The following is a 16,211-nucleotide window of genomic DNA, read 5'->3' as shown; positions in this document are numbered from 1 at the left end:
AGAATAGCATGGCGAATGATTAAATGTCAATAAAATAAATGATGTCAACTTTTACTATTATAATAATTTCCTATTTTTTAATTCTTTAAAATTCTCTGAAAAAACCCATTCGTCAGCCAGAGTATAGCTTCTAGTTTTAACAGGGCTCTGAATGACCCCTTCACTTTCAGGCTTCCGCTCTGAATCAGGTGCTGAAGGGAAATATCTCCGTGCAATAAATGAATGATTTCTGTTTGGTTTCCGTAAAAGGTCAGGTTGGACGTTTGGGGCGGAGAAATTTTCTTCATTTCTCCCTGTTCGTTTATTGAGACGGTTAAGGCTTCTGTTTCTCCTTGGAAGGTAATGAGCAATGTTGAAGCGTTCAAAAGGGGTTTTAAAAACAGATGCTGATACTCATCTTCTAAAACTTCCGCTTTCTCCATATGTACAACCTCCTATTTGTTGGTCATACATACACTTCTCTTTTTGGCGCAAGAACCCCTTTATAAAACGAACGACAATTTCATTGGAATGTGCCGAGAAATATGTCATAAATGGGATGCGGAAGATGATTTTTGTTTGATCAGCTCATATAAATAAGAAACCGAATGAAACGCATATCCTCTTTCGACCACTTTTCCGCCTTTAAACAGCAGAAAACAAGGGACGCTTTCAATTTGATACGCTTTTGCGAATGTCGGAGAGTAATTGACATTGTTTTTATAGAAGGCGACATCAGGCAGCATTTCTTTCACCACTGTCAGCATTTTGCTTGCAAGCTGGCAGGTGCCGCAAAACGGAGTATATAAGTAAAGGAGATACACATCATCTGCAATGTGCTCAAGTTCATGTTCTTGGAGTTCTTTCATGCTATACACCTCGGGATTTTCTTTCAAGAAAAATAGTATGGACATTCAAATTCGCGCGCAGCAATACAGAGGCGACATGGTGCCTGGGCGCAGCCGCCACTTCCTTATAGGCTCTGTCGATATGTAGATGGCAGGCTTCGTTAAATTCTCTTTTCAGCTGTTTTCTTAATTTCTCGCCTGATTCATCAGCATCAACTAATATATAGACGTCTTTATCGTAAAGCTCGTCAGCCAATTCCTCAAGCTTCAGCTGGCTGATTGTTCCGTTTGTGCAGATAATGCGCACTGGTTCATTCAGGACGCTTTCGATTTTCTCTTTATCTGTTTTCCCTTCAACAATCATAACCTTTTCCAGCTCATCCATCTTCATCTTCTTCACCTGCCGCGTCATATTTGAAACGTTCAGATTGTAAAAGAAGGCAGTGAAATTCACCGCCAACATTAACACCAGCCGTTTTCGTAGTCACAATCCACATATTTTTCGTCGTTTCCTGAGACCACATCAGCTGTCTTATAAAATTTCTCATTTTCAAAGGAATAACCGGACTTAAGCTCATATTCATTCATGCTTGTCATTTGGCCAATCATCTCATTTTCATGATATAACGAGAGCCGGCCATTTTGAAAGCGGCCTGTCACATCATTGGTGACATCGAGCTTATGTTTGCTGAAAGCCATATTGGACACCTCCCATAACGTTAGCGTGTCCAATTGCCTTTACAGCTATCCTGTTTTAGTCTTCTTGTGTCATCTCTTCATATTGCTCTGCTGTCATCAGTTTTTCAATTTCAGAAGCGTCAGACGGCTTAACGACGATCATCCATGCTTTTTCGTACGGAGATTCGTTAACGAATTCCGGACTGTCATCAAGATCTTCGTTTACTTCCACAACAGTTCCGTTAATCGGTGCATAAAGCTCAGATACCGTTTTAACGGATTCAACGCTGCCGAACGGCTCGTCCGCTTTGATTTCAGCGCCGACTTCAGGAAGCTCGACAAACACGATGTCGCCTAGCTCGGACTGGGCAAAATGCGTAATTCCGATTCTGGCTTTTTCTCCTTCAACTTTTACCCACTCGTGTTCTCCTGAGTAACGCAAATCTTTAGGTATGCTCAATTGAATCCCTCCATTTTTTACAGCACTACAATAAGAAGATACCACACTTTTCAAAAAAAATTTACATTAAGCCCAGTTTTCTTCAAATTGGTCTTCTTTAAAACCGACTGTCACTTTTTCGCCGTCTGTTGTAAGCGGCCGTTTAATCAGCATTCCGTCTGAAGCCAGCAGTTCAAGCTGTTCGTCCTCCGACATGTGATACAGCTTTTCCTTGAGATTCAGCTCGCGGTATTTCATGCCGCTCGTGTTGAAAAATTTCTTGAGATCCAGCCCGCTTTTTTCATAAATTGCTTTTAGTTCTTCTTTGCTTGGTGGCTGCTCTGCAATATGTATTTCGTTTATTTCTTTCCCATGCTCTTCAAGCCATTTCTTTGCTTTGCGGCACGTTCCGCATTTAGGGTACCAGTAAAAAGTTAACGACATCTTCTTCCCCCTCAATAAAATAATCGAGGTTATTTTAACACAGTTTGTTTTAAAAACCTAAAACAGTGCTTCTTAAAAAAGCTCCGCGCATGCGGAGCTCTTGGCCAATCAGACAATATATTTTTCAGCCTCGAAAACACCCGCTGCTGCTTCGCGTTTTTTCTGAATGACGTTTTTAGGAGTTACGCGCGTCAGCTTGCGCAAAGCGGAAAGCATCATGCGGAGTGAATCTCCTTCTTCCATTGCGATAAGAGATTCCTTCGCGTGCGCTTCAATTTCGTTAAAGGCTTCCTGAACGAAAATTTCAGTATACAGCACCTTTTGCACCGCTTTTTCTGCGCCTTGTGCGGCAATGGCTTTTTCCGTTCTGAGCACGGCTGACTCCATTGCGTACACATTGCTGACAATATCCGCGACGTTGACGAGAATTTCTTGTTCGCGATCGATGGCTTTTCCGTATTTTTGTGCAGCGAGACCGGCAGCGAACAGCGCGATTTTTTTGGCTTGCTTAACGATATATTTCTCCTGCTCTAAAACGCCGCTGCCAGGCTCTTCAGGCATAAGCATCATGAGTTCTTCCTGCAGCGACTGCGCTTTCTCAAATAGAGGCAGTTCGCCTTTGAGCGCTTTTTTCAGGAAAGTGCTTGGCACGATTAACCGGTTGATTTCGTTTGTGCCTTCAAAAATTCGATTGATCCTCGAATCCCTGTAGGCTCTTTCTACTTCGTACTCCTGCATAAAACCGTAGCCTCCATGAATCTGCACGCCTTCATCTACGATATAATCAAGTGTTTCAGAGCCAAATACTTTATTAAGAGAGCATTCGATGGCATATTCGGCAATTGATTTGGCAATTTGCCGGCCGTCCTTGAGATCTTCGGCCGTAAACTGACTCATATTGTCTTCGAACAGCCCCACGGTTCTGTAGACAGAGCTTTCCATTGCGTACAGCCTTGATGCCATTGTCGCCATTTTTTCCTGTGTCAATGAAAAGCTCGCAATTGGCGTTTTAAATTGGCGCCTCTGATTTGCGTATGCTGCAGACAGCTCGATTACCCGCTTAGATGCACCGATTGTGCCAACCGCCAGCTTGTAGCGGCCGATGTTTAAAATATTAAAGGCGATGAGATGCCCTTTGCCGATTTCTCCAAGCAGATTTTCTTTTGGCACTTCAGCCTGATCTAAAATGAGCGTTCTTGTCGATGATCCTTTGATCCCCATTTTCTTTTCTTCCGGGCCCGTGGATACTCCCGGGAAATCTTTTTCTACAATAAAGGCCGAGAACTTTTCGCCGTCCACCTTAGCGTAAACGACAAATACATCAGCAAAGGCAGAGTTAGTAATCCACTGTTTTTCCCCGGTTAACACGTAATGGGTTCCCGCTTCATTCAGTACGGCTGTCGTTTTTGCTCCAAGCGCATCAGATCCAGAGCCCGGCTCAGTCAGTGCATAAGCCGCGATCTTTTCGCCCGAAGCGAGCCCAGGCAAATATGTTTTCTTTTGTTCTTCTGTTCCGAAAAAGACAATCGGCAAGGATCCGATGCCGACATGCGCGCCATAAGAAAGCGAAAAGCTTCCCGCACGCGAAAATTTTTCAGTGATGAGAGCCGAGCTGATTTTATCAAGACCGAGCCCTCCGTATTCCTCAGGCACATCAGCGCCAAGCAGCCCAAGTTCGCCCGCTTTCTTCAACAGCCTGACGGAATGCTCGAATTGATGGTTTTCGATGTCATCTATATGAGGGAGAACATCTTGCTCGATGTAGTCCTCTGTTGTTTTCGCAATCATTTTATGCTCGTCAGTGAAATCTTCCGGTGTATACATTTGATCGTATGTGACATCCTCGATTAAGAAACCGCCGCCTTTTTGTACTTCAGCCGCTTTTTTTGCCATTTCTTTTTCCCCCTTTAGCATAATTCAAATACACCGGCCGCTCCCATCCCGCCGCCGATACACATTGTGACGACTCCAAATTGCTCGTTTCTCCGTTTCATTTCATGAATCAATGAGAGTGTAAGCTTTGTACCCGTACAGCCAAGCGGGTGTCCGAGTGCGATTGCGCCCCCGTTGACATTCACTTTTTCTTCATCAATTCCCAGCTCCCGGATGACTTGAATGGCCTGTGATGCAAAAGCTTCGTTCAGTTCAAACAAGCCGATGTCCTGCAGTTGAAGCCCCGCAAGCTTCAAGGCGCGCGGAATGGCTTCTACCGGACCGATGCCCATCACTTCCGGCGGCACGCCGCCTACTGCAAAGGAACGAAATTTCACAAGCGGCGCCAAGCCCAGTGCATCAGCTTTTTCCCGGTCCATCAGCATAACTGCCGCCGCTCCGTCACTCGTTTGCGAGGAATTGCCCGCAGTAACCGTTCCGTCAACGGAAAAAGCCGGGCGTAAAGTTGCTAAGATGTCTGTCGTCGTTTGCGGGCGAACTCCTTCATCCTGAGAAAACATAAACTGTTTTTCCTGAGGCTTATGGTTTTCTCCGATGTCTGTCACCGTCACTTCGACTGGAACAATCTCATCTTTAAACTTCCCCTCTGCAAGGGCTTTTGCCGCGTTCTGATGGCTGCGAACAGCAAACGCATCCTGATCCTCGCGGGAGACGCCGTACTTTTTCGCGACCTGCTCGGCTGTGTGTCCCATGCTCATGTAATATTCCGGCGCCTTTTCTGCCAATGCGAGGTTCGGACGGGTCACATGCCCCATCATCGGAACCTGCGACATGGATTCTGCTCCGCCGGCGATCGCTGTATCGTAAGCGCCTAGCATAATTTTTTCTGCCGCATATGCGATGGACTGAAGACCTGAAGAGCAGTAGCGATTGACTGTAATTGCCGGGACCGTGTACGGCAGTCCCGCAAGTGCGCCAATATTTCTCGCCATATTTAGCCCCTGTTCCGCTTCAGGTGTTGCACAGCCGATAATTAAATCGTCAATATTGCCTTCGTAGCCGCCTGCCCGTTTCAGTGTTTCTTTCACGCAAATCGCTCCCAAATCATCCGGGCGAACGGTGGCCAACGATCCTTTTTTTGCTTTCCCAACCGGTGTTCTTGCACCTGACACTATGACTGCCTCTTTCATAAGCTCCCTCCTAATTCCGTAAAGGTTTACCTTTCACAAGCATATGCTGCATTCTCGCTTGAGATTTTGCCTCTCCTGCTAAACTCAAAAACGCTTCTCTCTCGATCTCCAATAAATACTCTTCATCAACCTCTGTACCGAATGGCACTTTTCCGCCGGCAATGACGTAAGCGAGTTTTTTCGCGATCTTGAAATCATGCTCAGATACATAGCCGGACAGCCTCATTTGCTCAGCGCCAAGCAAGAGTGCCGCATAACCGGTTTCTCCCGCCACCTTGACCTTTTCTTTTATAGGCGGCCGCCAACCGGTATCGTATAACGATGCGGCCAGCTGCTTTGAATCGTACAGCAGGTGGTCCTGATTCACGCTGATGTGATCCGTTTCTTTTAAAATGTTCATCTCTCGAGCCTCTTGGGCGGAAGCGGATACTTTTGCCATCGCAATCGTTTCAAATGTTTTCATTGCCGCATTCATTGGATCAAGACCGCGGCGAAGATGGTTAATGTACAGCTCTTTGTTTCCTCCTCCGCCTGGGATGAGGCCGACGCCTGATTCCACAAGCCCCATATAGGCTTCGCTTGCTGCTTGAATACGCGCCGCCGGCAGACACACTTCTGTTCCTCCGCCGAGCGTCATACCAAATGGGGCAGCGACAACTGGTTTCGCACTGTATTTGATCTTCATCATCGTCTCTTGGAAACGACGTATCACGAAATCAACTTCCAAAAAGTTGTCATCCTGGACTTCCATTAGGATCATGCCAAGATTCGCACCGACACAGAAATTTTTCCCTTCATTCCCGATGACAAGGCCTTTGTAGTTCCGCTCTGTTTCCTCTAACGCTTTGTTAATCATTTGAATGATATCGAGCCCGATCGCATTGCTTTTCGAATGAAATTCAAGAAGGGCCACATCATCTCCAATGTCGATCAAGCTAGCTCCGCTGTTTTTCGCAATCACGCCGTTTGTTTTCTTGATCGCTTGTAAATGTATCCGTTTTTTGTTTTCTTTTACGGCTCTGTATTCGCCGCGGTCATAATAAAATACCGTTCCGTTCTCTCTGATGTAGAAGGTTTCATTTCCTTTGTCCAGCATGTCTTTGATCCAGCCAGGAATATCTGCTCCAAGCTGTTCAAACTTTTCCGCCGACTGCCTGAGGCCAATGGCATCCCACATTTCAAACGGGCCCAGCTCCCAGCCGAATCCCCACTTCATGGCTTGGTCAATCGCATGAATATCATCGGCAATTTCACCAAGCAGTTCGGCTGAGTAAAGAAGGGTTTGAGATGTGATATTCCACAGCAGCTTGCCGGCTCTGTCCTCCGAATAAATAAGCGCTTTCATTTTCGCTTTTGTCCCTTTTGCCTGTTTTGCCGCTTCAAGTGCCGGTGATTTCATTTTTGTCCGCTCGCCATAAGTAAGCGTTACTGGGTCAAGCTCATAAATCGTTTTTCCTTCTTTTTTATAAAAGCCTTGGCCTGCCTTGCTTCCGATCCACCCTTTTTCCAGCATATCGTTCATAAAAACCGGCAGGCGGAATACTTCTTTTTCGTCTCCATCCGCTTTGTCATACACATTTCGGGCGACGTGGGCAAATGTATCGAGCCCGACAACATCAAGCGTTCTAAAGGTCGCGCTTTTCGGTCTGCCGATCAGCGGGCCTGTGATTGAATCAACTTCCCCAACCTGATAGCCGCCTTTCAGCATTTCCTGGACTGTGACGAGAAGCCCGTATGTTCCGATGCGGTTTGCGATAAAGTTCGGTGTATCCTTTGCTGTAACAACGCCTTTACCGAGGACATTTTCACCGAAGGCTGTCATAAACTTTAAAATATCAGGGTCCGTTTCCTTAATCGGAATGATCTCCAGCAGCTTTAAATAGCGGGCGGGATTGAAAAAGTGCGTTCCAAGAAAATGGGCCTTAAAATCATCCGACCGGCCTTCAGCCATTTCCTGCACTGATATGCCGGAGGTGTTGCTTGAGACAATGCTTCCAGGCTTCCGGTGTTCATCCACAAGTGCGAAAATTTGCTTTTTAACATCTAGATTTTCGACAACGACCTCAATAATCCAATCTGCTTCTTTCAGCTTTGCTGTATCATCCTCCAGATTGCCTGGTGTGATATAGGAGGTGTTTTTCACCGATGTGAGGGGAGCGGGCTTTTGTTTCAGCAGTTTTTTCACCGCCTGCCTGCTCAGCCTGCTGCGCACCTCGGGACTGTCCTTCGTCAGTCCCCTTTTTTCCTCTACCTTTGTCAAATCGTTCGGCACAATATCAAGCAGCAGGACAGGAATTCCGATGTTAGCCAAATGCGCCGCAATCCCGGAACCCATTACCCCCGATCCTAAAACGGCTGCCTTCCGAATGTGTTTGTGCATGAGATATCCCCCTTGAACATTGAATGAATAATCATTCATTTTTTGACCAAAAAAAATGAAACCCGTTTCTTCTTTCATCTTAAAAGATTTCCGGTTCGACTTCAATAGCTAATTTGTTATTTTTTTGTATGAAGCCTATAAAAGACGGGCAACTTAAGCCCGGAGGTGAAGGGAATGGTGCGAGAGAAAAAAAATCCGTCTTCAGCGGCAGTCAGCGCGGCGAGCGTAAAAGGAGATGCCGGTCCGACTCAGCATTACGGCGGCGGAAAACGGACAAGTCAAAATCAGCAGTATAAAAAACATAACATGGAACAATCATAATGCAGCTGCTTCCCGCGGCTGCTTTCACTTTTTCAAGATCCCTTTTAATACAAACGCTGCATTAGCGGGCCGTTCGGCAATTCTTCTCATAAAGTAGCTGAACCAGTCAGTTCCATATGGGACATACACACGCATTCTGTACCCTTCCTTGGCAAGTTCCTTCTGCCGCTCCGGTCTGATGCCGTACAGCATTTGAAACTCAAATTGTGACGCTGGGATATGATGTTCAGCAACGAGCTGTTTCGTAAACGCAATGATGTCATCGTCATGTGTGGCGACAGCCGTGTAGTTTCCGCTTAACAGCTGCAGCTTTATCAAGTTCTGAAAATGAAGGTCTGTTCCTTTTTTGTCTGGAAACGCTACAGCCGCAGATTCTTTATAAGCGCCTTTCACAAGCCGGAGATTCGGCTTTAAATCGCGCATATGTCTGATATCTTCTGCCGCCCGGTACAGATACGCCTGAATCACCGTGCCGAGCATCTCAAATTCCTGTTTGCATTGCCTGTAGATAGCGAGTGTCTGTTCATAATGAGAATAGTCTTCCATATCAATCGTCACAGCAACACCATATTGCTTCGCAGCGGATAGAATGGCACGCAAATGAGATAGGGCAAGTTCTTCTGAAAGATCGAGCCCGATCGAGGTCAGCTTTAATGAAAGCTCTGAGTCCAATTGATGTTCTGCAATGGCATGAATGGCTTTCTTGCATTCCTCTGCGACTTGATTTGCTTCTTTTTCTGAAGCGGCATACTCGCCTAAATAATCAATTGTTGCGCACAAACCGGCTCTGTTTAGCCTTTTGACGGTCTTAACCGCCGACTCAATTGTATCTCCGGCGACAAACCTTCGTGCTCCAAGCCGGGTTCCGTATGCTTTGGCGAACTTGGTAAGTGGTTTATTTTTAGATAAGAATAAAAACACATGTCTCAACATTCGACTCCCTCCTGCCTTCATCTTCAAAACACCTGTATATAAATCCCAGCCTGAAGGAAACTATAAAATGAACAGAAATCAAAGGAGGATCACAATGGACAATCAGCAGCAATCCCAAATGCCGCCTTCCGTTATTTCGACAAAGGATCATTTGTATCTGAATGACATGCTGAACTGGAATTTGCTCGCGATGAAAAAAGCGCATTTCATGGCGCAGCAGTGCCAGGATCAATCATTAAAACAAGAACTCGACCGCGTCGGACACATGCATCATGATCACTATCAAAGAATATTAAAGCACCTGCAGCCAGGCCAACAGCAGTCCGGCTACATCCAATAAGGAGGCGCCAGAATGAATCAGCAAAATCAGAAAATCAGCAACCCGCAGACACCTGTACCGACAACTTCGGAGATGAATGACAGAGATTTCGTCAATGAATTGCTGACAACAGAAAAATACATGACAACCGCTTATTGCACAGCCTTGCACGAATTCAGCCACGAGTCTCTTTATCAAGATATTCAATCCATTTTTGATGAGTCACAAAAAGCGCAAAGAAAACTGTATGACCTCATGTTCCAATATGGATGGTATTCTGTTGAAGCAGAGGATGCCCAAAAGCTGCAGCAATCCTATCAAAAATTCCAGAAGACCATTCAGCAGCAGTCTCCTTATCAGCAATAACAATATCAGCAAAAAGGATACGATGTTCTTCCGGGCATCTATCCTTTTTTTGTGTAAAAATCAGTTGACTTTTCATTAATACTTATTTATATTTAATAGGCATTAACTATTTTGTCATCAAAATATAAATACAGTGTATGTAACAGAGGAGAAATGAATATGAAGAGTGCGGATCGGTTAATGTCCGATATTCAATTATCGCTTCAGGCGCTCTTTCAAAAGATACAGCCTGAAATGCTAGAAAGCATGGAAAAACAAGGTGTCACCCCAGCGCAGCTGTTTGTGCTGGCCAGCTTAAAAAAACACGGCAGCCTCAAAATATCTGAAATTGCCGAGCGTATGGAGGTTAAGCCAAGCGCTGTGACGTTAATGGCTGACCGCCTTGAACAAAAAAATCTCATCGCCAGAACACACAACACAAAAGACAGGCGAGTGATTGATATCAGTCTTACTGATGAAGGAGACAGAAAGTTTGAGGAGGTTTTGGCGGGCAGAAAAGCCATTATGGCGCGATACCTTTCCTTCTTGACGGAGGAAGAAATGCTTCACGCGGCGCATATTACAGAAAAGCTCGCAAAGGCTGCAGCGGAAACTGATGAAAAGCAAAACATGAAAGAAGGAAACGGATGAAATGAGTAGTGAAGGCAAACAATCAAAACGAACGTTATTAATAACAGGCTTAATTATTGCCATGTTTTTTTCAGCTCTTGACGGCACCATTGTAGGAACGGCCATGCCGAAAATTGTCGGTGATCTGGGCGGTTTGAGCATGATGACCTGGCTGACAACTGCATATTTGTTAACATCAACAACCATTGTTCCAATTGCCGGTAAACTGGCCGATTTATTGGGACGCCGCATTGTCTATGTATCAGGTTTGATTATTTTTATGGCAGCTTCTGCTTTGTGCGGAATGGCCAACAATATGACAGAATTGATTATCTTCCGAGGACTGCAGGGAATCGGCGGAGGCATTATGATGCCGATGGCGATGATTGTCATCGGTGACTTGTTCACAGGAAAACAGCGTGCCAAATTCCAAGGGGTCTTTGGCGCAATTTACGGGCTAGCTTCAGTGATTGGCCCGCAAATCGGCGGCTGGATTGTAGACTCGCTAAACTGGAAATGGGTTTTCTATATTAACCTTCCAGTCGGAATTATTGCGGTTATTTTTATTGCCAGAGGATTACAGGGCCGCCAGCAGACTGGCCCAATCAACTTCGATATCGCTGGTATTTTCACGATGATTGTCGGGGTTGTCAGCCTCCTTCTCGCCTTAAGTTTTGGCGGAAAAGATTATGCGTGGGGGTCATGGCAGATTCTTGGCTTGTTCGCACTCGCGCTGATCGGCATTATCAGCTTTATTATTGTAGAGTCAAAAGCAAAAGAGCCTATCCTGCCAATGTATCTATTTAAAAACAGAACATTTACATTTTTAAACCTGATCGGCTTCTTTATGAGTATCGGAATGTTTGGTGCAATTACGTTCGTTCCTTTCTTTATGCAGGGAATTGTCGGTGTAAGTGCGTCTGAATCAGGAACGATTATGACACCGATGATGATCTCTATGATTATTACAAGCATTATCGGCGGCCAGCTTGTTTACAAAGTCGGCATTAAACCGCAAATCATAACAGGTATGCTGGTTATGGCCGGAGGATTCCTGTTGTTAACGACATTGGATCTTGATACGAGCAAGCTTATCGCTACATCGTATATGGCGATTATTGGTCTGGGAATGGGTCTGGTTATGCCGATTCTGACACTCGCTTTACAGGAAAGCTTTTCGAAGGAGGAGCTTGGGGTTGTCACCTCATCCAGCCAATTCTTCCGGTCTATCGGAGGAACATTCGGCATTACCATGCTGGGAGCCGTGATGAATGCGAGATCCGGAAGTTTATTAACAGATAAACTGGTGCCGTACTTAGACTCACTTCCGGCACAGGCAAGCTCATTTGCCGCCCAGCTAAAGGGTATGATTGATACAAACCCGCAAGGACTGCTGCAATCACTGTTCAGCCCGGACGCAATCAAACAAATCCCTGCGGCTTTCTCATCCCATATTATGCCGATTTTAAAAACATCGTTGATGGATTCGCTCCACAGCGTGTTTTATACAGGCCTGATTTTTATCGCAGTCGGAGCCGTATTTACCTTGTTCTTAAAACCTATCAAGCTATCAAACAAGAAAACGGAAGAACAAGTTAAGGAGAAAGCGGCACAAGCCGTTGAATCACCTTCCCATTAATAGAACGCCCCGCGGGTGCCAATCCGCGGGCTTTTTTTATTCGATCATCTGAGCCCTTCCATTTCCGAAGGACCAATCCTCATCCTGGTTTCCAGCCAGCATGATAAATACATCTTCTTTTCTTACACCAAGCTCTGAATGAATTCGGCTTGCGATTGAGCGATAAAACGCTTTTTTCTGTTCAGTTGTTCTTGAATCTTTCAACGTAAAATGAATGTAGATCAGTTCATCTGTACGCTCGACCTGCAGATAAGACGGATCATAATAAAATTCACTGTTTTCATATTGCCTGATGACTTGAAAATAGTCATCTTCCGGCACATTGATTTCTTCGGTCATCGATTGGTGAATGGTTCTGCTTAGTTTTTGGAGCCATGCTTCGCTTCTTCCCGCCCGCAAATGAATTTGTACAAAAGGCATTTCTCCGCCCCCCTCTCTTTACAGCGTCTGTCCGCTGTCAATTGTGATGATTTGGCCTGTGAGTGATTCCTGTTCAATAAGAGAACAAATCAATTTGGCGACATCATCCGGTTCAGCAATACGCTGTAACAGCAAAGTGCCAATCATGCTTTTCATTTTTTCTTCCCGGCCAGCCCACCATCTTGTTGCGACAGCTCCCGGCGCTACACCGCTCACTCTGATTTCGGGCGCTAAGGCGTGGGCCAATGATTTCGTTAAACCATGCACTGCCGATTTTGATACTGCGTAAGGCATAGACGAGCCCGCCCCGGTTAATCCCGCGATGCTGCCGACATTTACGATCGCTCCAACCTTGCTTTTTTTCATGAACGGAACCACTGCCCGCGCACAGAAAAACATTCCTTTCACATTGACAGCGTATAACTCATCCCAAATTTCTTCTGTCGCAGCTTCAAGATCATCCATTGGAATGTGCCGTGTAATGCTTGCATTGTTGACTAAAACATCAATCGTGCCGTGTGTTTTTACGATCCTTTGAACCATGTCCTGCACTTCGCTGTTTTTTGATACATCCGCTCGGCTGGCGATGGCTTGCCCGCCAGCTTTTTGAATCATTTCCACTGTTTCCTCCGCTTCGGATTGTGAACGTGAATAATTCACCACAACAATCGCTCCGCGTTTTGCCAATTCCATACTGGCTGCTCTCCCGATTCCCGTGCCGCCCCCCGTTACAAGAGCTATTTTGTTCATTACATTCATTGCCGCCACTCCTCTCTGTTGATTAACATATCTTGCTGATTCCATTGTAATCCAGGTTTGATGTTACGTATAATGATTGTTAAAGATACTTGATATCAGTCAAATTGATAGCAAAGAACGGAGGAATTCAAAATGGAAAGCGGAGATTTACGTGTGTTTCAAATGGTAGCCCGTGAAGGCTCCATTACGAAAGCCGCCCTGCAGCTTGGCTATGTGCAATCCAATGTCACGGCCAGAATTCAGCAATTGGAAGCTGAGCTGGGCACCATTCTGTTTTTGCGTCACAATCGGGGCATGACCCTTTCTGCAAGCGGAAAACTGCTGCTCGACTACGCAAATAAAATTATCGGCCTGCTGGATGAAGCGTCTAAAGCGCTCTCATCTACCATAGAGCCAAGCGGGCCGCTTATGATTGGCTCCACTCAGACAACCGCTGCGGTGAGGCTTCCGAAGCTTCTGGCTTCTTATTATGAAGAACACCCAAACGTCCAGTTGTCTTTAACAACAGGACATACACAATTCCTCCTAGATAAAGTTCTCCGGTATGAATTGGATGGCGCGTTTATCGGATGCGAATGCATTCATCCTGAGCTCGAATCCTATCCTGCATTTGAGGAAGAGCCAGTGGTTGTTTCGGCTGCCTCCATTTCTGATGCGGAAGAAGCTATCAAAAAGCCGATTCTCGTTTACAGCACAGGCTGCTCGTATCGAGAGACACTTGAAAAATGGCTGCACTCTGTCGGTGTCACACAGCCTGTCATTATGGAATTTGGGACACTTGAAGCGATTATCGGCGGGGTTACAGCAGGTCTGGGCATCTCATTGCTGCCGAGAACGGTTGTACAGAAACACGAGGCTGAAGGGTCGATTCGATTGTACCCGCTGCCTGAAGCTCTCAGACAGATGAAAACAGAATTTATTGTCCGAAAAGATTCGTTTATCAGCAGCGCGCTGCAGACCTTTATGGATTCCTTTACGCCCGATAAAACGGCAGCATCACAAAAAAGCAGTCTGCTATAATTGGCAGACTGCTTTGTTAGCTATTGTTTGTTTCGATGGGTTTCATTTAATTCCTTAATATGCTGAATGATATCTTTAATGCCCTGCTTCGCGTCAGGATATGTCGCATTCCAATGCTTAGCAAGCGGCGGCATGCTTTTGGCTATATGCGTGTACAAAATCCATTGCTTCACTTCTTCTTTTAGCTCATTGTTTGTTTCACCAAGCAGAAGCTCCGTATACTTCTCCAGCAATCCATCCAGCTGCTCCTGAAGTTTTTGTTCCATTTTCCATCTTCCTTTCGAAAAAACAGCAAGGAGCTTTCTTAGGGTGAAAGCTCCTTTCGCTGGCGTTATTTATCCATGTGATGTGAAAGCCGCTTCCTGGACAATGCATCTGCCCCTGCCATGAGGGATGCAAAGAGGCGTTCCGAACAGCGGGTCCTGTGTGACCTGACAGTTCATAGAAAACACATTTTGCACAAGATCACAAGTGATGACCTCTTCCGGACGGCCTTCAGCATAAATACGTTTATCCTTTATAGCCACAAGATGATGCGCATAGCGGCACGCCAAGTTTAAGTCATGGAGAACCATAACAATCGTCCGCTCTTCCTTTTCATTCAGCTCAAACAGCAAATCAAGAATTTCAATTTGGTGCGTCATGTCTAAATACGTCGTTGGCTCGTCTAAAAGGATAATATCCGTTTCCTGCGCAAGCGTCATCGCGATCCAAGCCCGCTGGCGCTGTCCGCCTGACAAAGAATCGACGGCGCGGTCAGCCATGTCCTCAAGCTTTGTTGCTTTAAGCGCTCTCTCAACTGCTGCCTCATCCTCTTTTGACCACTGTTTCAGCCAGTTTTGGTAAGGATATCTTCCTTGCTTCACCAGCTGATGCACCGTCAGCCCCTCTGGAGCCGAAGGACCCTGTGGCAGGATTGCGAGCTCTTTCGCGACTTCCTTCGTCGGAAGCTTGGCAATCGCTTTTCCTTCCAGCAGGACTGAACCGCCTCTCGGCTTCATCAGACGCGCTAATGAACGTAAAAGTGTCGATTTTCCGCAGCCGTTGCTGCCAATAAATACGGTAATTTCACCTTTGGGAATTGTTAAATTCAACTCATCAATAATAACGGCATCCCCGTATCCTAAGCTCAGCGTTTCTGTAGAAATTGCACTCATACCCATAACCGCTCCTTTTTGCTGGCTTTTTAGCAGCACTATGTATTGCACGTTTTCTATATACATGCGTTTAAAGTCAATTGTCATCAATGCAAGTGATTCGATATTCAGCCATTTGATATGGTCATATATCCCTCATTGTAGCAGAAAACAATGACTTTGAAAATCATTTTCAATTAGTTTTTTGGACATAATTGGCGTTTATGGGTTTTTTATCACAGGTTATTTCTTAATTTCTCTTACTGATCCGTCTTTCAGCTTCAGTTTTAAGTCGATATGATCATAATGGCTGTCCAGATTAAATGCTGCCAGCACACTGTTGATCACTTCTGTTTCTGCCATTTGGTCTGTCACGGAAAGCTCGCTCAGGATCATTTTCATCTCATCTAATGCTTCTTCTCCCTCCTGTTTGACACCGGAGAGCTTATCCTGTACTTCCGCTGTTTCCTGAGTCCCGTTTTTTGTATATATGCTTTCATAACGATTATGCTCACCATCCCCGTAGCTCACGCGAAGCGAGAAATTGCTGTAAGGAACGGACTTCTGCTGGGTGACGGATGTATTCTCTCCTTCTGCCTGCTGCTGATCTTCATTGAGACGGCAGCCAGCAATCAGAACCACTGCGAGACAAACAGCACCGGCTGCTCTGATCAAACGCATATGTTTCCCCCCTGTAGGATTCCATTTATTTTAGGTATATCCAGAGAATGAAATCCTCATTCAGAGAAGAATTGAAAAACCCGGGGCGTATAACGCCACCGGCTTCAGTGTGTCGACAACTCCTCGCATTCGTTGCCAGGGCTGTGCGTCGGTGCTC

21 protein-coding genes are annotated in these 16,211 nt (G+C 45.6%); 6 read left to right on the top strand and 15 right to left on the bottom strand.

Features of this window, described 5'->3' with window-relative positions; all coding sequences use genetic code 11:
• Positions 1–77: 77 nt before the first annotated feature.
• From AC4CV5_RS04540 to AC4CV5_RS04500, 9 genes are all read right to left on the bottom strand, one after another.
• On the bottom strand, positions 78–422 hold the full coding sequence (locus AC4CV5_RS04540) for an SCP2 sterol-binding domain-containing protein (RefSeq protein ID WP_166848644.1): 345 nt from the start codon (positions 420–422) through the stop codon (positions 78–80).
• A 105-nt stretch (positions 423–527) separates the two neighbouring features.
• The gene (locus AC4CV5_RS04535) at positions 528–848 is read right to left on the bottom strand and encodes a thioredoxin family protein (protein WP_003222787.1); all 321 of its coding nucleotides are present in this window, start codon (positions 846–848) and stop codon (positions 528–530) included.
• A gap of 1 nt (position 849) precedes the next feature.
• The gene (locus AC4CV5_RS04530) at positions 850–1,212 is read right to left on the bottom strand and encodes a toprim domain-containing protein (RefSeq protein WP_014115086.1); all 363 of its coding nucleotides are present in this window, start codon (positions 1,210–1,212) and stop codon (positions 850–852) included.
• A 77-nt stretch (positions 1,213–1,289) separates the two neighbouring features.
• Entirely contained in the window at positions 1,290–1,526 is a 237-nt protein-coding gene (locus AC4CV5_RS04525) for a YusG family protein (protein ID WP_166848642.1), read from the bottom strand.
• A 55-nt stretch (positions 1,527–1,581) separates the two neighbouring features.
• Complete coding sequence (gcvH, locus tag AC4CV5_RS04520) at positions 1,582–1,965, bottom strand: glycine cleavage system protein GcvH (protein ID WP_166848640.1); 384 nt, start codon at positions 1,963–1,965, stop codon at positions 1,582–1,584.
• Positions 1,966–2,031: 66 nt separating this feature from the next.
• On the bottom strand, positions 2,032–2,388 hold the full coding sequence (locus AC4CV5_RS04515; RefSeq protein ID WP_166848637.1) for an arsenate reductase family protein: 357 nt from the start codon (positions 2,386–2,388) through the stop codon (positions 2,032–2,034).
• Positions 2,389–2,496: 108 nt separating this feature from the next.
• On the bottom strand, positions 2,497–4,281 hold the full coding sequence (gene fadE, locus AC4CV5_RS04510; RefSeq protein ID WP_166848635.1) for an acyl-CoA dehydrogenase FadE: 1,785 nt from the start codon (positions 4,279–4,281) through the stop codon (positions 2,497–2,499).
• A gap of 14 nt (positions 4,282–4,295) precedes the next feature.
• Positions 4,296–5,471, bottom strand: a complete 1,176-nt coding sequence (locus tag AC4CV5_RS04505; RefSeq protein ID WP_166848632.1) for an acetyl-CoA C-acetyltransferase — start codon at positions 5,469–5,471, stop codon at positions 4,296–4,298.
• Positions 5,472–5,481: 10 nt separating this feature from the next.
• Positions 5,482–7,851, bottom strand: coding sequence for a 3-hydroxyacyl-CoA dehydrogenase/enoyl-CoA hydratase family protein (locus tag AC4CV5_RS04500; RefSeq protein ID WP_490922140.1), 2,370 nt, complete (start codon positions 7,849–7,851; stop codon positions 5,482–5,484).
• A 174-nt stretch (positions 7,852–8,025) separates the two neighbouring features.
• Here AC4CV5_RS04500 and AC4CV5_RS04495 point away from each other — a divergent pair, with 174 nt between their 5' ends.
• Complete coding sequence (locus AC4CV5_RS04495) at positions 8,026–8,172, top strand: YuzL family protein (RefSeq protein WP_003240817.1); 147 nt, start codon at positions 8,026–8,028, stop codon at positions 8,170–8,172.
• A 24-nt stretch (positions 8,173–8,196) separates the two neighbouring features.
• Here the strand turns inward: AC4CV5_RS04495 and AC4CV5_RS04490 are convergent, their stop codons facing one another.
• Positions 8,197–9,105: a proline dehydrogenase family protein gene (locus AC4CV5_RS04490; RefSeq protein WP_166848627.1), complete on the bottom strand. Its 909-nt coding sequence runs from the start codon at positions 9,103–9,105 to the stop codon at positions 8,197–8,199.
• Between the two features lie 94 nt (positions 9,106–9,199).
• Between AC4CV5_RS04490 and AC4CV5_RS04485 the strand changes: the two genes are divergently transcribed.
• From AC4CV5_RS04485 to mdtP, 4 genes are all read left to right on the top strand, one after another.
• Positions 9,200–9,445 carry a hypothetical protein gene (locus AC4CV5_RS04485; RefSeq protein ID WP_003222768.1) on the top strand — a complete coding sequence of 82 codons (246 nt, stop codon included), beginning with the start codon at positions 9,200–9,202 and terminating at the stop codon, positions 9,443–9,445.
• Positions 9,446–9,457: 12 nt separating this feature from the next.
• Positions 9,458–9,790, top strand: a complete 333-nt coding sequence (locus AC4CV5_RS04480; RefSeq protein ID WP_166848625.1) for a spore coat protein — start codon at positions 9,458–9,460, stop codon at positions 9,788–9,790.
• A gap of 159 nt (positions 9,791–9,949) precedes the next feature.
• On the top strand, positions 9,950–10,420 hold the full coding sequence (mdtR, locus tag AC4CV5_RS04475; RefSeq protein ID WP_222141994.1) for a MarR family transcriptional regulator MdtR: 471 nt from the start codon (positions 9,950–9,952) through the stop codon (positions 10,418–10,420).
• Position 10,421: 1 nt separating this feature from the next.
• Positions 10,422–12,038 (top strand): multidrug efflux MFS transporter MdtP, encoded by a 1,617-nt coding sequence (mdtP, locus tag AC4CV5_RS04470; RefSeq protein WP_222141995.1) that lies wholly within the window; start codon positions 10,422–10,424, stop codon positions 12,036–12,038.
• Positions 12,039–12,074: 36 nt separating this feature from the next.
• Here mdtP and AC4CV5_RS04465 read toward each other — a convergent pair whose 3' ends face one another.
• Together AC4CV5_RS04465 and AC4CV5_RS04460 are read right to left on the bottom strand one after the other, a co-directional pair.
• Entirely contained in the window at positions 12,075–12,458 is a 384-nt protein-coding gene (locus AC4CV5_RS04465) for a tautomerase family protein (RefSeq protein WP_490922139.1), read from the bottom strand.
• Between the two features lie 18 nt (positions 12,459–12,476).
• Entirely contained in the window at positions 12,477–13,217 is a 741-nt protein-coding gene (locus AC4CV5_RS04460; protein WP_166848615.1) for an SDR family NAD(P)-dependent oxidoreductase, read from the bottom strand.
• Between the two features lie 132 nt (positions 13,218–13,349).
• Here AC4CV5_RS04460 and AC4CV5_RS04455 point away from each other — a divergent pair, with 132 nt between their 5' ends.
• Positions 13,350–14,237, top strand: coding sequence for a LysR family transcriptional regulator (locus AC4CV5_RS04455; protein WP_490922138.1), 888 nt, complete (start codon positions 13,350–13,352; stop codon positions 14,235–14,237).
• A gap of 20 nt (positions 14,238–14,257) precedes the next feature.
• Here AC4CV5_RS04455 and AC4CV5_RS04450 read toward each other — a convergent pair whose 3' ends face one another.
• The 3 genes from AC4CV5_RS04450 to AC4CV5_RS04440 form a co-directional block, all read right to left on the bottom strand.
• Entirely contained in the window at positions 14,258–14,503 is a 246-nt protein-coding gene (locus tag AC4CV5_RS04450; protein ID WP_166848610.1) for a YusU family protein, read from the bottom strand.
• Between the two features lie 69 nt (positions 14,504–14,572).
• Positions 14,573–15,400: an ABC transporter ATP-binding protein gene (locus AC4CV5_RS04445; RefSeq protein ID WP_166848608.1), complete on the bottom strand. Its 828-nt coding sequence runs from the start codon at positions 15,398–15,400 to the stop codon at positions 14,573–14,575.
• A 216-nt stretch (positions 15,401–15,616) separates the two neighbouring features.
• On the bottom strand, positions 15,617–16,054 hold the full coding sequence (locus AC4CV5_RS04440; protein WP_166848605.1) for a YusW family protein: 438 nt from the start codon (positions 16,052–16,054) through the stop codon (positions 15,617–15,619).
• Positions 16,055–16,211: the final 157 nt, after the last annotated feature.

It is taken from the genome of Bacillus sp. NS1 (assembly GCF_058248265.1).
The sequence above is the reverse complement of the archived record's forward strand: the minus strand, read 5'-3'. Positions and strand labels throughout refer to the sequence as shown.

What these genes read in the sequence shown, in the direction of transcription:
- AC4CV5_RS04540 (WP_166848644.1), bottom strand. Translation starts at nt 422, where the DNA reads ATGGAGAAAGCGGAAGTTTTAGAAGATGAGTATCAGCATCTGTTTTTA.
- AC4CV5_RS04535 (WP_003222787.1), bottom strand. Translation starts at nt 848, where the DNA reads ATGAAAGAACTCCAAGAACATGAACTTGAGCACATTGCAGATGATGTG.
- AC4CV5_RS04530 (WP_014115086.1), bottom strand. Translation starts at nt 1,212, where the DNA reads ATGGATGAGCTGGAAAAGGTTATGATTGTTGAAGGGAAAACAGATAAA.
- AC4CV5_RS04525 (WP_166848642.1), bottom strand. Translation starts at nt 1,526, where the DNA reads ATGGCTTTCAGCAAACATAAGCTCGATGTCACCAATGATGTGACAGGC.
- AC4CV5_RS04515 (WP_166848637.1), bottom strand. Translation starts at nt 2,388, where the DNA reads ATGTCGTTAACTTTTTACTGGTACCCTAAATGCGGAACGTGCCGCAAA.
- fadE (WP_166848635.1), bottom strand. Translation starts at nt 4,281, where the DNA reads ATGGCAAAAAAAGCGGCTGAAGTACAAAAAGGCGGCGGTTTCTTAATC.
- AC4CV5_RS04505 (WP_166848632.1), bottom strand. Translation starts at nt 5,471, where the DNA reads ATGAAAGAGGCAGTCATAGTGTCAGGTGCAAGAACACCGGTTGGGAAA.
- AC4CV5_RS04500 (WP_490922140.1), bottom strand. Translation starts at nt 7,851, where the DNA reads ATGCACAAACACATTCGGAAGGCAGCCGTTTTAGGATCGGGGGTAATG.
- AC4CV5_RS04495 (WP_003240817.1), top strand. Translation starts at nt 8,026, where the DNA reads ATGGTGCGAGAGAAAAAAAATCCGTCTTCAGCGGCAGTCAGCGCGGCG.
- AC4CV5_RS04490 (WP_166848627.1), bottom strand. Translation starts at nt 9,105, where the DNA reads ATGTTGAGACATGTGTTTTTATTCTTATCTAAAAATAAACCACTTACC.
- AC4CV5_RS04485 (WP_003222768.1), top strand. Translation starts at nt 9,200, where the DNA reads ATGGACAATCAGCAGCAATCCCAAATGCCGCCTTCCGTTATTTCGACA.
- AC4CV5_RS04480 (WP_166848625.1), top strand. Translation starts at nt 9,458, where the DNA reads ATGAATCAGCAAAATCAGAAAATCAGCAACCCGCAGACACCTGTACCG.
- mdtR (WP_222141994.1), top strand. Translation starts at nt 9,950, where the DNA reads ATGAAGAGTGCGGATCGGTTAATGTCCGATATTCAATTATCGCTTCAG.
- mdtP (WP_222141995.1), top strand. Translation starts at nt 10,422, where the DNA reads ATGAGTAGTGAAGGCAAACAATCAAAACGAACGTTATTAATAACAGGC.
- AC4CV5_RS04465 (WP_490922139.1), bottom strand. Translation starts at nt 12,458, where the DNA reads ATGCCTTTTGTACAAATTCATTTGCGGGCGGGAAGAAGCGAAGCATGG.
- AC4CV5_RS04460 (WP_166848615.1), bottom strand. Translation starts at nt 13,217, where the DNA reads ATGAATGTAATGAACAAAATAGCTCTTGTAACGGGGGGCGGCACGGGA.
- AC4CV5_RS04455 (WP_490922138.1), top strand. Translation starts at nt 13,350, where the DNA reads ATGGAAAGCGGAGATTTACGTGTGTTTCAAATGGTAGCCCGTGAAGGC.
- AC4CV5_RS04450 (WP_166848610.1), bottom strand. Translation starts at nt 14,503, where the DNA reads ATGGAACAAAAACTTCAGGAGCAGCTGGATGGATTGCTGGAGAAGTAT.
- AC4CV5_RS04445 (WP_166848608.1), bottom strand. Translation starts at nt 15,400, where the DNA reads ATGGGTATGAGTGCAATTTCTACAGAAACGCTGAGCTTAGGATACGGG.
- AC4CV5_RS04440 (WP_166848605.1), bottom strand. Translation starts at nt 16,054, where the DNA reads ATGCGTTTGATCAGAGCAGCCGGTGCTGTTTGTCTCGCAGTGGTTCTG.